Source organism: Paenibacillus sp. NRS-1760 (assembly GCF_050467785.1).
Classification (GTDB): Bacteria; Bacillota; Bacilli; order Paenibacillales; family Paenibacillaceae; genus Pristimantibacillus.
In genome coordinates this window covers 254335-269740 of the sequence record NZ_JBITPK010000021.1, presented here as the reverse complement: position 1 = coordinate 269740, position 15406 = coordinate 254335, and the positions used below count along the sequence as shown (strand labels likewise).

18 protein-coding genes and 1 pseudogene are annotated in these 15406 nt (G+C 38.5%); 17 read left to right on the top strand and 2 right to left on the bottom strand.

Translation table 11 applies throughout. The features are described 5' to 3' along the window. Positions 1-190: 190 nt before the first annotated feature. From ACIFSR_RS29400 to ACIFSR_RS29325, 16 genes and pseudogenes are all read left to right on the top strand, one after another. The gene (locus tag ACIFSR_RS29400; RefSeq protein WP_430062012.1) at positions 191-679 is read left to right on the top strand and encodes an AAA family ATPase; all 489 of its coding nucleotides are present in this window, start codon (positions 191-193) and stop codon (positions 677-679) included. Between the two features lie 168 nt (positions 680-847). Next, positions 848-1306, top strand: a complete 459-nt coding sequence (locus ACIFSR_RS29395) for a hypothetical protein (RefSeq protein ID WP_430062009.1) — start codon at positions 848-850, stop codon at positions 1304-1306. A 1226-nt stretch (positions 1307-2532) separates the two neighbouring features. Next, positions 2533-3106, top strand: a pseudogene (locus tag ACIFSR_RS29390) (alpha/beta fold hydrolase). Between the two features lie 276 nt (positions 3107-3382). Then, positions 3383-3652: a CD3324 family protein gene (locus ACIFSR_RS29385; protein ID WP_430062006.1), complete on the top strand. Its 270-nt coding sequence runs from the start codon at positions 3383-3385 to the stop codon at positions 3650-3652. A gap of 250 nt (positions 3653-3902) precedes the next feature. Next, positions 3903-4874, top strand: coding sequence for an alpha/beta hydrolase (locus tag ACIFSR_RS29380; RefSeq protein WP_430062002.1), 972 nt, complete (start codon positions 3903-3905; stop codon positions 4872-4874). Positions 4875-5071: 197 nt separating this feature from the next. Beyond that, positions 5072-5239, top strand: coding sequence for a hypothetical protein (locus ACIFSR_RS29375; RefSeq protein WP_430061999.1), 168 nt, complete (start codon positions 5072-5074; stop codon positions 5237-5239). A gap of 38 nt (positions 5240-5277) precedes the next feature. After that, positions 5278-5973, top strand: a complete 696-nt coding sequence (locus ACIFSR_RS29370) for a MerC domain-containing protein (protein WP_430061997.1) — start codon at positions 5278-5280, stop codon at positions 5971-5973. 201 nt (positions 5974-6174) lie between these two features. Then, on the top strand, positions 6175-6570 hold the full coding sequence (locus tag ACIFSR_RS29365) for a MerR family transcriptional regulator (protein ID WP_339208363.1): 396 nt from the start codon (positions 6175-6177) through the stop codon (positions 6568-6570). A 3-nt stretch (positions 6571-6573) separates the two neighbouring features. After that, positions 6574-7401 carry an NmrA family NAD(P)-binding protein gene (locus tag ACIFSR_RS29360; protein WP_430061994.1) on the top strand — a complete coding sequence of 276 codons (828 nt, stop codon included), beginning with the start codon at positions 6574-6576 and terminating at the stop codon, positions 7399-7401. A 196-nt stretch (positions 7402-7597) separates the two neighbouring features. After that, on the top strand, positions 7598-7744 hold the full coding sequence (locus ACIFSR_RS29355) for a DUF7660 family protein (RefSeq protein WP_430061991.1): 147 nt from the start codon (positions 7598-7600) through the stop codon (positions 7742-7744). Positions 7745-7816: 72 nt separating this feature from the next. Continuing rightward, on the top strand, positions 7817-8086 hold the full coding sequence (locus ACIFSR_RS29350) for a hypothetical protein (RefSeq protein ID WP_339208365.1): 270 nt from the start codon (positions 7817-7819) through the stop codon (positions 8084-8086). A 166-nt stretch (positions 8087-8252) separates the two neighbouring features. Continuing rightward, positions 8253-8843, top strand: a complete 591-nt coding sequence (locus ACIFSR_RS29345; protein WP_430061988.1) for a methyltransferase domain-containing protein — start codon at positions 8253-8255, stop codon at positions 8841-8843. Between the two features lie 124 nt (positions 8844-8967). Further along, entirely contained in the window at positions 8968-9765 is a 798-nt protein-coding gene (locus ACIFSR_RS29340) for a GNAT family N-acetyltransferase (protein ID WP_430061985.1), read from the top strand. 193 nt (positions 9766-9958) lie between these two features. Further along, complete coding sequence (locus tag ACIFSR_RS29335) at positions 9959-10258, top strand: hypothetical protein (RefSeq protein ID WP_339208368.1); 300 nt, start codon at positions 9959-9961, stop codon at positions 10256-10258. A gap of 190 nt (positions 10259-10448) precedes the next feature. Then, positions 10449-11036, top strand: coding sequence for a GNAT family N-acetyltransferase (locus ACIFSR_RS29330; RefSeq protein ID WP_430061982.1), 588 nt, complete (start codon positions 10449-10451; stop codon positions 11034-11036). A 106-nt stretch (positions 11037-11142) separates the two neighbouring features. Continuing rightward, positions 11143-12036 (top strand): aminoglycoside phosphotransferase family protein, encoded by an 894-nt coding sequence (locus ACIFSR_RS29325; RefSeq protein ID WP_430061979.1) that lies wholly within the window; start codon positions 11143-11145, stop codon positions 12034-12036. 195 nt (positions 12037-12231) lie between these two features. Here the strand turns inward: ACIFSR_RS29325 and ACIFSR_RS29320 are convergent, their stop codons facing one another. Both ACIFSR_RS29320 and ACIFSR_RS29315 read right to left on the bottom strand, forming a co-directional pair. Beyond that, the gene (locus ACIFSR_RS29320; protein ID WP_430061977.1) at positions 12232-13440 is read right to left on the bottom strand and encodes a sugar efflux transporter; all 1209 of its coding nucleotides are present in this window, start codon (positions 13438-13440) and stop codon (positions 12232-12234) included. A gap of 32 nt (positions 13441-13472) precedes the next feature. Continuing rightward, positions 13473-14324 (bottom strand): aldo/keto reductase, encoded by an 852-nt coding sequence (locus tag ACIFSR_RS29315; RefSeq protein ID WP_430061974.1) that lies wholly within the window; start codon positions 14322-14324, stop codon positions 13473-13475. A 167-nt stretch (positions 14325-14491) separates the two neighbouring features. Between ACIFSR_RS29315 and ACIFSR_RS29310 the strand changes: the two genes are divergently transcribed. Further along, positions 14492-15385, top strand: coding sequence for an AraC family transcriptional regulator N-terminal domain-containing protein (locus tag ACIFSR_RS29310; protein WP_430061971.1), 894 nt, complete (start codon positions 14492-14494; stop codon positions 15383-15385). Positions 15386-15406 lie beyond the last annotated feature (21 nt).

Here is a 15406-nt window from a genome sequence, read left to right as displayed (position 1 = left end):
CTAAACAGTCTATCTTTAGGGTTGCAGTTCAGCTACGGCAGCTGTTAATCTAACGGGCAGGTTACGCTAATGAGTATTCGTTCCATAACGTGGGCCAATATCTTGTCAAAATTACATTAGAAGGAATCCCTGTTGTCAATAGAGAAGTCATTTAAATCAAATATGCTCGATGCAGGGAGCTAGAATAGGAATGAAAAAGATCTTCATTATTGGAGTTGTAGCTAGTGGTAAGACGACATTGGCTAAACGCTTATCGCAGAAAGTTAGTGTACCTTGTTATGAACTTGACTCCATAGTCCATCATCAAACACCCACGGGACGATATAAACGTTCAGCAGAAGAACAAATTGAGGTTATAAAGGAAATAGATATACACGGTACATGGATATTTGAAGGAACAGATAGAGAGTCCTATCAATGTTTGTATGAAATGGCCGATACAATCATATTTCTTGATACTCCATTGTGGACGCGAAGGATAAGAATTCTAAAGAGATTCCTTAAGCAAAATCTTGGTATTGAAAAGTGTCATTATAAGCCAGACTTCCTGATGTTGAAGATGATGTATAAATGGACAAGGGATTTTGAACAAAATAGAAGCGGTTTCGAAGCTAAGTTAAAAAAATACAATGAGAAAGTGATCAGGTTAAGAGATAATAACAACCTGGACTTTACCTGAACGAATATGACTAATGGATGGGAGACGTTAGTTGAACACCGAAGGGACTGCCGCGTGGTAGCTTATCGTTACGATAACGGGTAGTTATGCTTAACAAGATACTGTTGTAAAATGAATACTTTAATTAATCTAAAATAGTTGGTATTGGTGATCTTTATAAGGAGTTTTATGCGAAAACTAAGAAAATACCTGTTGAATCTAGCTTTGGGTGAGTTAGTTGCGGCTATTTCTTTTTTGGTTGTATTTAAACTGTATCTAGATTTAGGATTCGCAAGCTTGCTTGCGTTTTCATTTCTTGTGTTGCAATTAATTCAAGGTGTGCTGTATTGGGTATTTAGATCTCAATCATTAGGTAAAGAGAAATCATTGTTAATGCGGAAAATCCTAATCATGCTTAGAAGAATTAATCTTCTTTTGGCTGTGATAATTGTTATTTTGTTGTTAATGCTTGCACAGAATAAAAGAGATCTATTTTTTGGTATGTTGATTTATGTTTTTTCCGTGATAGAATACATAAATTACTATTGGTATCGTTTAAGCTATGGGAAGTCGGGTTTCAATATTAAATTGCTTATTCAAGCTGGTTTAAAGCCTTCGAGTATTCATAAATTAATAAAAAGAAATTAATTCTCTAAACTATCGGATAATAAGAATTCATTCACAAAGGGCTACCGCTATCGCTATAAGAGGTAGCCTTTTCAACTAACGGAGAACGGTAGCTGAATATTGTTGAATGATGCCTTGTTTACAGTGGGGTCAGGGGTACGATTTCTTGTCGCGCGAATGGACGAGGACGTGTCGGCACCATTTCGATCGAGCCTTGCAATGATGATATTATTCATTGTACAGGTGACCGAATGAACAACATTTTTGGTCTTGACAGTTTTTATGTGCTACGGGAGCATCAGTGTCGGGAAATCGGATCTGCTTCAATAAAAGGTATGGCTAACTGTCTGGCCAAACGTGAAATTGAAAGTTTCTGTCCGGATAGCGGTTGTTATCGACATGTTCCAGTTCAATCGATGTATTAGTATATAATGATAATTGAATAGGAGGGCGTTATCTAAATGGTATATATAGAAACAGGATTAAAACTATTTGTGTTTATAATAGTTATTTCTCTATTCTTTAGTTTGGTACGGTTCCTTGTCCAAAAATATCTAAGTGATTTCTTTCAAGGTTTCTCTGAAAAAACATTAAAAGTATTTAGGTTACTTAAAGGAAAGTTTCAAAAAACAGGCTGACCATATGATTAGCGTTTTGAGAAAACGATCTATTTTAAGCATATGCCCAATAATGCTGAGCGTAGAAAAAACGTCAAATTGTTGGCGCAGCGCTATTTATTTGGCAGGGTATGTAAATCAATTTGTGAAAGTTTCAAAAAACATAAGGGAAGAGGCATCATAGCTTTATGAAACTAGGATAAAGGTTAACACAAAGGAAACCACCTAGTATTTGACATATAACTTTTCCATATGTTAGCATAAATTTAACTTATACGAACGGAGGGGTTACGTGTGTTGATCTAATTCTTCGATACTTTTTGCACAATGAATTGGTTTGTGGTTTAAGACTATTTTGTGTGCATCGTAATCGAAGATTAGTTTGCCTACACGGTAACCTAGTTTAGTTTTATATCATTGGGATAGGGGTAACCTTACCTCCATGCCATATAAACTAGATACAAAGGAAATGGAATGAACCTTTTATGATAAAGCCGGTGATTAGACTGATAGTCTTCCATAGGGTAATCATAATACTGTGTTCATTCTCAAATTCTTTTTCGATTACAGTATGCGCACAGGCCTATGGCCTGTGTTTTTTATTTTTTAAGAAACATTGGAGGGTTTCATATGAACCAACAACTAATAAAAGTAAATGGGATTAACATATGTGCAGACAGTTTCGGAAAGCCAGATCATCCGGCCATCTTGCTAATTATGGGTGCTCAATCCTCATTGATATGGTGGGAAGAAGAATTTTGTCAGCGTTTGGCAGATGCAGGACGTTTTATCATTCGTTATGATAACCGAGATGTTGGACGTTCAACAACTTACGAGCCTGGTCAACCGGGTTATACTTTTGAAGATATGGCAGATGATGCAATAAGAGTATTGGATGCTTATAATTCGCGCATTGGCGGAAAAAGAATTTGTTAGAAGCAACAATATTGCCAGCATGGGGAATCACGCCTTATTGGCAGGTGGGGAATCCTATCTGGTTAGGACGAGTGAAATCATTGCACGTACTCTGATTGTACATGGTACTGAAGATCCCATTATCCCTTATAAAAATGGAGAAAATCTTGCTAATGAAATTCCGGATGCGGTTTTACTGACATTGGAGGGTACTGGACATGAACTTCATTATGATGACTGGGATAAAATAATTACTACTATTTCCAAGCACACATCAATATCAAATTAGTACAAGCCGATTTATCGTATGGTTAAAGGCTTAGTTCACGTTTTCTCTATGCGGATCTTCTCCATTTGAATTTATGTTATACTTGTTAGGAAAAGGGGGTGCTTACTGATGGAGAATCTCTTAAGATTATCTGGTACTTCTTCCACTCATGCAAAGCCTGTTATTGGAAAAGCGTTACTTTGCGTGGGGCGAAACATTTTATAGCGCTGAATAAGCTTTTCTAATATTTTGGCTTTGCACCTTATTTTTAATTGTCAAAATAAGGAGCGGGCGAAGTTGAAATATATTAATGCAAAAAAGATATTGCCTGAAGAGCTAATTTTGGAAATTCAAAAGTATGTTCAAGGAGAGGCTCTTTACATTCCTAAGCAAGAAAAGGAATATAAGAACTGGGGAAGCTTGAGCGGTGGTAGACAGTTACTGGATCAGCGAAATGCCGCTATTAGAAATGCTTTTATGAGTAAGCGCAGTATCGAGCAGCTTTCGAAGGAATATTTCCTCTCGATAGATACGATTAAGAGAATTGTGTATTCACATAATGAATAAAGAATAAAGGGCACTGGTGAGAATTTCTCATTAGTGCCTTTTTTGTGTAAACAATGAATCTAAGCCGTTGTTGACATATGAATAGCTGTCTACATTATTTAAAATAGGTTTAGCATGTGAGAGTGTACATGATAGTTGGAAATTAGCTGACGAAAGAAAGTTAGAAAGGGCTCAAATTTGTGCATAAAACGATGAGCAGCACATCATAATGAATGATGTGTATAGATAGAAAGCGAGGAAATTAAAAACCATGAGTGAGCAAAAAAACAGAAGCAGACATTTAGTTGATCAAGAAATTATCAGCGCTGTTGATTTATTTCCAACAACTGATCTTTCTGAATCAATGTTAATAGAATCGCGCACAAATCAAGCGAAAATGCTGCCGCAAATAGATGTTACGCAGTTGTTCCCAGTTACTATTGAAGAAAAAACAGTACCAAGTTATTTTGGAGGTCCAGATATTCGCATAGAGATCATTAAACCAATCCAGCCAAAGCACAAGAAGTTGCCATTATTTTATTCTATTCACGGCGGCGGTATGGTTATGGGAAGTCCGGTTGGTGATCGTACAGCTAATGCTTCGCTTGCTTCCCAGCATGGTTTTTGCTGTGTATCTGTCTATTATCGCTTGGCACCAGAGCATGCTCAGCCTAGTCAGCTACAGGATTGTTATTCGGGCCTTAAATGGTGTATTGAGCATGCCGAGGAATTAGCGATTGATTCTCAAAAAGTGGCCATATCCGGCAGCAGCGCAGGTGGAGGATTAGCAGCGGGTCTAGCCATTTACATTCGTGACCAAAAGGAATTTGATATTCATCATCTAAGGCTGCGTAATCCAATGCTTGACGACCGTACAAGTATTGCGCCAGAACATCCCTATGCGGGTGAGTTTGTTTGGACAAAAGGAAGCAATTATTTCGGCTGGAAATCTGTTTTAGGGCATGAACCTGGTAGTGAAGAGGTCAGTCAATATTACGTGCCTGCGCGTGCAAAATCACTAGCCGGTTTGCCACCCACTTATATAAGTATAGGCAGCATCGATTTATTCATCGATGAAGCCTTATTATTTGCAAAACAACTGGTCTTTGATGGTGTCTTAGTGGAATTACATGTATACCCTGGGTACCATCATTTGTCCCCGATGTTTCCAGATGCTCATTTTTCAATAGAAGGCTTCAAATCCAGTGAATGGGCTTTACTGAAGGCGCTGAATTTACTTTAAAGCGGAACGCATTTCTGGCGAAGCCAATAGGGAACCAAAAGAGTCAAAAGTCTAATCCATTCAAACTGAAAATAAACCTCTCTACAGGATGCTGCGGGGAGGTTTTTTTGCTCATTCTTGTTATTAAGCTAACGAGCAGGAAATTTCAGTATATCTAACGAATTTTTAGATTAATATTTGTTATCGAGATTCTTTAGATGGAAAGATGGCACTTCAACCCTCATATGCCTAAGAACGGCGAACGATTGATTAAATATGCATTAAATATGCAATTGCAAATGGGGTGGGATTATTATTTAGATAAGAAGCCGCTGATAGTCGAACAAGGTCATGGCAAACAAGAACGCATTAGAATACAACAATAGGGCTGGCATAGTATAACCATGAGGGGTGAGTAAAATACATGTATATCATCTCAGCTGTATTGTATTTCCTGACGAATCACCCATTCTGGTCATTGTTGATAATCTTATTTTTCAGCTTTGCCATGGGGATCTTCTTATCTATATGGCGTAATCATGGAAAATGGTTTTTCATACTGCCGTCTTTGGGGCTTCTGGCAGCAATTCTCAACATCTTTGTCGCGCATTATATAAATTCATTATTTCTTAACGCAGTTGGAACGGAAAGTACTGCAATCATTGTTTACGCAGAGGAAACTAACTCCCTTTACAATGATCAATATGTTTGGAAGTACGAAGCGGTCCTCAAAACCTCCGAGGGGCAAGATATGGAGGCGAGTTTCACTACCATGTCCGCCAGTATTTATCCGCTGCGTAATGCCATTCTTATTCCGCCTAAGGGTGAAGTTTTCGTCGCCAAGTATGTTCCAGGTTTCGAACGTAATCTCCTCATCATGAGCGATAAGTCAGAATACGGGAAGAAATGGATAATCAATAAGGATTTGAAACCAATTATTAAAGCCGAAGCCAAGCTTGCAACAAACTCCGCCAACTCAAAATTCATTTCGCAATACCGCCAAGCACTTCAGGCGTTCATCGAAAAACACCGCAATGGGCCCGATCCAGCCCTAATTCGTCAGTATGAGCAAAAACTCGAAGTACTTGAGTCGACGGAACGTGAGAGACAATCTGAATAGTATTGAAGGGTTCTAATTATTTATATAACGAGGCTGGCTACGGATATATTGGTTGTTGAGATAACGGGACACAATAGTTGAAATATAAAAAATGTGAGCAGACACTGTGGTGGACTGCTCATTTTATTAAAAAGGACTTGACTATAACACTAGTGTCATACTTTATGATGAACTAAGAATACAAAGAAAGGAGGTTGAGCTATGAAAATGAAAATAAGTCAAATAGCGAAACAGACCGGCACTAGTATTCGATCCTTAAGACATTATGAGAAAAAAGGGTTGATAACCGCTTCTCGTCTCGACAATAATTATCGCGAATTTGATGATTCTATTGTCGAAGTTATTCATACGATTCAACTCTATCTTAATTTAGGACTTACAACGGATCAGATAAAAGATATTATGTATTGCCAATATCTGGGTAACGACGAATTCGGCGAAAAAGATGAGTATTGTGATGAATTACTTCAAATCTATGAAACAAAACTGGATGAAGTTATTCGACAACAGAAAGCTTTAGCAGATGCGGAATTAAGCTTGAAAAAGCAAATCAGTTTAATGAAAAACCACCAAGATAAAAGAAATCAAGGAGGCTGAGCCATGACGGTTTTAGTAACAGGAGCGACCGGAAATGTGGGTCGCTATATCGTTGAAGAACTTATCCGAACAGGTCATAATGTGCGCGCGTTGACGCGCAATCCGGCAAAAGCAAATTTCTCCAAAGAGGTTGAGGTCGTTTATGGCGATCTTGCTTCTCCAGAGTCTCTTGTGCCCGTGCTGAAGGGCGTTACAAGCATGCACTTAATCACTTTTAACAGTGAAGGTTTTGGCCCGCTGCAGACTGGACCCGAAATTGTTGAACTGGCCAAGAAAGCTGGAGTAGAGCGAGTCACAGTATTGTGGAGCGGTGTGAACGGTCCCGTGGAGCAGGCCGTGGAAGCGAGCGGTCTGGAATGGACCTTTCTCCAGCCGCCTCCAGAGTTTATGTCCAATACACTTATCTGGGCAGAGTCCATTCGCTCGGAAGGCATTGTGAAGGAGCCGTTTGCTTATTCTTTGGATGCGATGATTCACCCGGCCGACATCGGCAGTGTCGCTGCAACCGCCCTGACCAACACCGGTCATGCAGGTAAAATCTATACGTTGACCGGACCTGAAGTGCTAACGATACCAGAAAAGGTTCGCACGATCAGTGCTGCAATCGAGAAGGATATCCAATTCGTCGAGCTCACCGAAGAGCAAGCGCGCGAACGCATGCGGAATATGGGAGCTCAAGAGGATGTTATTAACTTTGTAATAGGCTGGCATGCCAACCCTCCTAAATCTGCGTATACAGTGGTTCCTACCGTCGAACAGGTCACTGGCCGCCCAGCACGCACCTTTGCCCAGTGGGTGTCTGAGCATGTGCAATATTTTAAAAATCAATAATTTGAGATGTTACAAAGCAGCAACTATAACGGAATGAGAAGATATTTTATTAGAGAGAACTTCTCTGCAGGGTACTGCGGGGAAGTTTATTTGCTTATTTGTTATTAAGCTAACGGCCAGAATAGTTCCAATATGTGTTAAAATTGAGTGACGAAAACAGTTAAACTACGATTTTTTTCTGAGGTGATTCAGTACAATGAGCTTAAACCCTTATGAGGTAAAAACAAAAGAGGATATGCTTCATTTTGTAGCTTCTTTAATGAGCGATTTGGATACAAATAATAATGATTGGGAAAATCCTACGAGTGATGATTTTTTTATTAGTCCAATTTTGATAGATTAATTTACTTTGAGAGCAGCTTAAGACGTTCATATATTTTAAAATAAGGTAAAGATATTTTTGGAGGAAAACAATATGACTTTTGAACTGGTTATGATTATTGTTTTATTTCTTTTAAATATTCCAATATATAAATTTCTGTTCCGTATTTTCTTTGTGGATGAAAATGATTATAACGAATCTATTAGGCATACTTTCACTCCTAACATAATTTCGTTTTTTAGAGGAGAATATTGGAAGGATAGAATTAACACAGCAAGACTTCAGTTTTTTATACTTATTTGCATAGGAATAGTTGTGTTGGAATACATCGTTTTGAATAAGATAATTGATGTTTTTCGTTAAAAGGGCATGACACTGCGTGACCAGGACTGGACAACGTTCTCAGATAAATAAGGCTCTCTTGCGCTAACTAGGGAAGTTAGTTGAATAAATCAAAGGATGAGTAGGGACTTCGGTGGCTTGCTCATTTTATTAAGCATATAATGATATGCAAATAGGGGGATTCTCGATGAACATGGATGAAAAATTGTTTCATTATTATCTTGAACTCAAAAGTCCCGAAGCTGGTGAGTGGAACTCATCACCACCCTGCATCCACACTGAATTGGTGACAAGAGATTACGTTAGAAAAGCATTCCCCATTACAGATGAAATGCAAGTATGCAATGTCGGTATCGGTACAGGGGATTGGGATGACTACCTTGGATATTGGTTAAAGGGAAAGGGGAATTTAACGAGTATTGATATAGACATTGAAATATGTGAAATATTCTCGTATAGGCAACAGAAGGAAAGACATCCGAATCCTTCAGAAGTTTTGTGCAAAAATATTTTTGATTTGGATTTGCCTATAGAAAAATATGATCTTGTGACATTAATAGGATCTGCTATACACGAGACTGGGGATTTTAAAAAATGTCTGGATTCATGTTTTAGATTGTTAAAGCATGGGGGATATCTAATGTTTATGTCTAGCTTAAAATACCCAATAGAATTAGTTTATGAATACATAAGAAATAGTAGCTGTCTCCTAGAACAAAAGGATGTATACGAAGTTTTTCCTGAATATTCTTTTTACATTTGCAAAATCAAAAAATGATTTAACTGACGGTACAAGATAGCATATGAAAATCAGGATGAGGCTGTTGAATGCGTAGATCAGAATTAATGGTAACTGAATCTATGATCGAAAAATATTGAAAGCATATTTAATGAGGTGGATTATGTTCGAGTTGAGTAGGAACGAATTTTCTAAAGTATTACCAATGTTTTCAAAAATCCAAAACAAAGCAGTCTTTGCCTTTTCTGTAATTGAACATGTGCAAAATGGAAGGATATTTGTAAACAGTAGATTAGATCCGTCTGCTGCTTTTCTTACAAGTTGCGGTGGATTTTATTGTTTAGTTGGTAATGCCTCAGATTGCACATTTAATGACGCTGTAGCTAACTTTCTAAATCATAAAGACAACCACATTGGGTTCTATGCACTGGCGATGTTCACAGACGAATGGGAAATAGCTTTCCATAAATATCAACTAGAACATGCAAATAAAATAAAACGTACTTATTTCCGATTTAATGATCAAAAGTTTATTGAAAACAGTAAAGACATACATATAAATATCGATGAAGGACTGAAATATGAAGTACTAAACGAAGATATCTCGAATAGATATCGCGAGGATTTCTACACATACTATAAGCTAGTGTGGGATTCCAACGAGCATTTTAATGAGCGCGGCATCGGACATTTTATTACAAAAGAGAATAAAATCATAAGCGTTTGTTCATCTCCTTACGTTGGCGGAGGTTTTGCTGAGATTGATATTATTACAATTGAGGAACATAAATGTAGAGGGCTCGCGACAAAAGTTGGTATCGAGTTTATCAATGAGTGTCGTAGTAAAAGACTACTACCAAACTGGAGTTGTCATTCAGATAATCAAGCATCGATATCTCTTGCAAATAAACTTGGATTTGATCAAATCGCAGAGCATCCGATGTATTGGTATAACATGTAGCGTGGCGAGAGCCCATTGAAGTAGGGAGCGCATTGAAGGCGAGGACATCTCAGATATTTAAAGTTTGGCAGCATGATCAATATAGGGAAAAGAAATTGTAGAATATTTTGAGATTAGTCTCCATAGTATAGAAAGGAAATTTTATATTCTACAAACTTGCTTCGTTAAAATTGTTATTGGACGGTGACGAGATATGAAAAAAAGGTATTTATTAATAATGGTACTAATGACTTTTACGGTTCTTTCATTAACGGGCTGTGTACCTGGAGACGGCGTAAATAATGCTCAAAATCCTGCAGGTTTTTTCTGGGGGATATGGCATGGCTGGGTTGCTCCTATTTCAATTATTATTGGCATTTTCAATCACGATATTAGAGTATATGAAATTTACAACTCTGGCTGGTGGTATGATATAGGTTTTTACATTGCTGTCATCAGTGGCTTTGGGGGAATATCACTTTCTCGACGAAAAAAAGTAAAACGAGAAGAATAGCTGTTTGTATAATTAGCTCGTTAATCTAACAGATATGGTGATTGAATAGCATAGAAGAATGAGCAGGCGCTGCGGTAGCCTGCTTTTTTTTTAGCTAACGGGCAAATTAGTTATAACCGAAAATTACTAACTACGCATTGAATTTACTAGTTATAATTATAACAATTATTCATTAAGTGGAGGTGTTTCTGTGCAAGAAATAGACTACAGCACTTACTTTTGGCAAGACGAAGCTATACGATTGCGGGGAATTTCACTAGAAGATTGGGAAAGCTGTTATGTAAGTGGATATGACACTCCTGCGCGTCGATTGTTAGAATGTACAATAGAATTGCCGCCTACAATTTCTGAAGCAAAAAGATTTGTTGAGGAAAATACGGACTTTTCATCAACGAACAGTAGAATTATGTTTACCATTGAAGACCTGAATGGTGTAAGTGTAGGCGGTATTAATTTAAATAGCATTGACGAGAGGAATGGAACATTTAGCATAGGCATCGTGATTGATAAACTCTACCGAGGTAAAGGATATGGAACCAGGGCAGTTCACATGCTCCTAAGATACGCTTTCTTCGAGCGTAGACTAAATAAATTCAATGATTATGTTCTTGAAGGAAATGAGCCATCGGCTAGTATGCTTAGAAAAGTAGGGTGTGTTCAAGAAGGAATCAGGCGTCAAGTGTTTTACATAAACGGAAAATATCATGATTCCATCTTGTTCGGTTTAACGAAGGATGAGTATGTGAATTTTCTTCACAAGGACCATCAAAATACATAGCCTGGTTAAGCTAACGGAAGAATAGAGATTGATAAACATGTTAGTGCGCTTATTTAAAAATAAAATTTAAACTCCTAAAAAATTTGAAATGTTAGAGAGGTAATTAATGAAAAATATAAATGTTGATGTTGTTGTAAGCTTAATAAATGAACAATTCCCAGAATGGTCTGAGTTAGAAATCAGACCTGTAAAATTTAGTGGGAATGATAATAGAACTTTTCATTTAGGTGAACATATGAGTGTAAGATTGCCAAGTGCAGTATCCTATGCACCTCAAGTGGAGAAAGAGCAAAAGTGGCTGCCATTGTTATCAAAAAAACTTTCTTTACCCATTTCCATGCCAATAGCTAAGGGGAATCCTAGTGAAGAATATCCTTGGCCATGGTCAATCAACAAATGGTTGGAAGGAGAGACATTGTCTCAGGAAAATTTAAATGATCTTAACCAATTGGCAATAGACTTGGGTTCTTTTTTAATTGAATTACAATCGATTGACTCAAGTGAAGGTCCTTTAGCTGGGGAGCATAATTTCTATAGAGGCGGATCTATAGCTGTATACGATGAAGAGTCGAGATATGCAATTGAGAATAATAAAGATGTTTTTAATGAACAGGTATTAAAAGAAATTTGGGAATCGGCCCTTGATTCTAAATGGGAAATGGAGCCGGTTTGGGTTCATGGTGATATTGCACCAGGAAATATACTCATTCAAGACGGAAAACTTTATGCAGTCATTGATTTCGGTATATTGGGCGTTGGTGATCCGGCTTGTGATGCTGCAATGGCTTGGACATTTTTTGATGAAGAGAGTAGAAAGATATTCAAAAGTGTATTAAATATGGATGATGGAACTTGGAACCGAGCAAGAGGATGGGCGTTATGGAAGGCGTTAATAACCTACAATGGTAATAAAAATACTAACAAAGCTATTGCAGACGAATCATATAAAATTATTAATATAATCGTAGACGACTACGAATCAGAGAAAACTGAAAAATAACTTTAGCTGCCGTTTAACAGAAACTTTGTTTTTCGTAGTGGAGTTTCTTTTAAATGATTTGTACATGAGTAAGAATTACAATGAGCAGGCGCTGCGGTGGCCTGCTCATTTTATTTAATTAACAGGCAAGCTAGTTCAATTGAGCAGCGTTATGAGTTATAAGGACCGACGTCAAAACAGTACAAGCTGTAGGTCTCAAATTGATAACCGAACTTCTTCTCCTACTTCTGATTTTGTTCGCCATAACAAGACTAATGATAAAATCACAATCACCAGACAAATCCAATACACCGATCGAAATCCTGTAAACTGGGCAATGATACCACTGCCGAGCGTTCCTGCCAGCCTACCAATAGTGGAGGCGTTGGTATATAGCGTTGTAGCTACTCCCGGTGAATCAGGCATCATATTCGTGAAATAGCTAAGTCCATTGCCCATCACGATTGCCACAAACGTTGCCTGCATAAGCTGCGCTATAATCAGTTGAATCGGATCGTTCGAAACACCTAAGGTGACGAAATAGAAAATAGCAATAATGCTGCCAAACATTAAAAGAGTGTGATTTGATATCTTTCTACCATACGCACCCAAGATCAGCATGATAGGAATTTCAAAGCCGGCACAAATACCGACCACTAACCCGACATCCGTATGTGTGCCTTTAAGCTCGTTCACAATAAAGAGCGGCGTGTTGATTAAATTCATCGCGTTAACCGTGAACAGAAGAATAAAAGCGATAAACGGCAGCCTGATCTGCCTGTTAATGAGCAAAGAGGTACCGACTGTGTTGCTCAACCCGGTTTTTTTTGGATTTGCTTTCCGGCTTGAAAGAAACAGGAATATAAGAGATGCTGTCGTAAGATAGATGGTGGATGTCACCAGAAAGAGACCTCTATACCCAGTCGCCGCCAAAAGAAGAGTCCCTGCCAATGGTCCAATTAGAAATCCCAGAGAAATTAGAGAGCGTAATGCAGATATCGCTAACGTTTTGTCATCGGATTTGCTTTCATTGGCAGATTCCTGTGCATAAGCATAAATTTGCGGTATGGAGGCAGCGCCAAATCCACTCAATATACTGACCACAATCAGCAGAATAAAGAAATTATCGAATGTCAAATACGCAGCATACACCAAAGCAGACAAAAGCATTGCTGCAATCAATATCCATTTCCGGTCTAGACCGCTATCCGAACGTTTGGCAATGAGCGTGTTCACCAAGATACCGCTTAATGAACTTACTGCCATGAACACGCCGAACGCCCCAGTGCTCATTCCTAAATCTTCTGTGAAATAGAGAGCTAGATAAGGCGTTGTAATCGATATTCCTATCCCTATCATTAGCATGCAGATGACGAATAAACGATACCCTTTAATTTCGAACAATTTTTTAAATCGTGCGAGCAATCTCTGATCCTCCTTCTCCCTTCCGAAGATAGTTAGATATCGAGTTTCCGGGTACCGATCCATTTCACCATTTCTGGGTCCCGATGTGAAAAGAACTGGCTCTGTTTTGTATCTAATGAAGCAATTGACTCCATATCTTTAGGGTCTAATTCGAAATCAAAGATATTGAAGTTTTCTATAATTCTTTCTTTACGAGCCGACTTTGGAATGACAACGACTTCTCTTTGTGTTAGCCAACGCAAAACTACCTGAGCAACGGATTTATTATGCTTTTCGGCTATAGCTACCAATAATTCATTTTGAAACAAGTTATTTTTCCCTTCAGCAAATGGCGCCCAAGACTCGATCTGAACATTGTTCTCTTTCATGAAGGCTGCATTTTCGATTTGCTGGTTGAAAGGGTGTGTTTCCACTTGGTTTACGGCAGGAACAACTTCATTATGAATAATTAAATCTATTAGCCGATCCTCATGAAAGTTACTTACGCCAATTGCACGAACCTTTCCTTCACGATAGAGCTCCTCCATAGCGCGCCAAGAGCTATGAACATCGCCAAAGGGCTGATGAATTAAATACAAATCCAGATAATCAAGCTGCAATCTTGTTAGTGATCGTTCAAATGCCCTCTTTGTGCGCTCATAACCTGTATCCTGTACCCAAAGCTTTGTAGTGATAAATAACTCTTCTCTTGCTATGCCACTGCGTTTTATTGCTCTGCCCACCGCTTCCTCATTTAAATAAGAGGCAGCCGTATCAATCAGGCGATAACCTGCTTTAATAGCTTCATGAACGCTTTCTTCACATTCATTTGCATCTGGGATCTGAAAAACCCCAAAACCGAGAGTAGGCATTTCAACACCATTGTTTAGAATTACTTTTTGCACGGAAAGACCTCCATTATTACCGATTACAACCTTATTATGCACTGGATTAAAAAGAGACAGTTATCCCATTCGTATCAAATGTTTGCCTAATCCTCTCACTACCGCTTATGTAACAAATGCATATGGTCTATAATTGAACTATAAAAATAAAGTCGTTGGAGGGGCCAATGTCTGAAATAATCATGAAACAGCAGAATGAACTCGCCGAAATCATTAAGCGTTATTCTGGAAAAGACGGTGTACACCCTACCGCTATTCCATCCTTATTTTTCATCCATATCTCAAATGTTAATGTACCTAGGCATGGAGTTTACAAACCTTCCTTATGTATAGTTGTCCAAGGTGCGAAGGAGGTCTGGTTGGAGCAGGAGCACTTTAGATACAGTCCGACTGATTATCTTGTTGCATCAGTTCACTTGCCGGTCATAGCCCAAGTTACTGAAGCGTCTCCCGACGCGCCTTATCTGGGTTTTAAACTTGAATTTACACCAAGCCAAATCTTAGAGGTTCTACAAGAGTCCGAAAAACAATTGAAATCGAAAGTAGATTCAAAGCGGGCAATGTTTGTCAGTCAGATGGAATCAACTTTGCTGGATGCGGTGCTCAGATTAGCTCGTATGTTAGATAATCCCCAAGATATTCCGGTTCTTGCTCCATTATTTACGAAGGAGATTCTGTATAGGGTGCTGGAAGGTGAGAATGGAAATATTTTAAAACAAATTGTAATGGAGGGCAGCTCAGTCCACCATATTAGAGAGGTTATTGAGCGGATCATGAATCATTATGATCGCAGTTTCCGGATTGAAGAGCTTGCCGAAATAGCGAATATGAGTGTCTCCTCGTTTCATAGGCATTTTAAAGAAGTAACCGCTATGAGCCCAATTCAGTTCCAAAAACAGCTGAGACTGCAGGAAGCTCGTCGCCTGCTTTTAAACGAGTCAACAGATGCCACTGATGTCGCATTTCGAGTAGGCTATGAAAGCCCCTCGCAATTCAGTCGAGAGTATTCCCGAATGTTTGGCTTTCCTCCAAGACAGGATATAAAGCGGCAGAAAGCTTAAAAGGTTAGAAATAAATCCGAA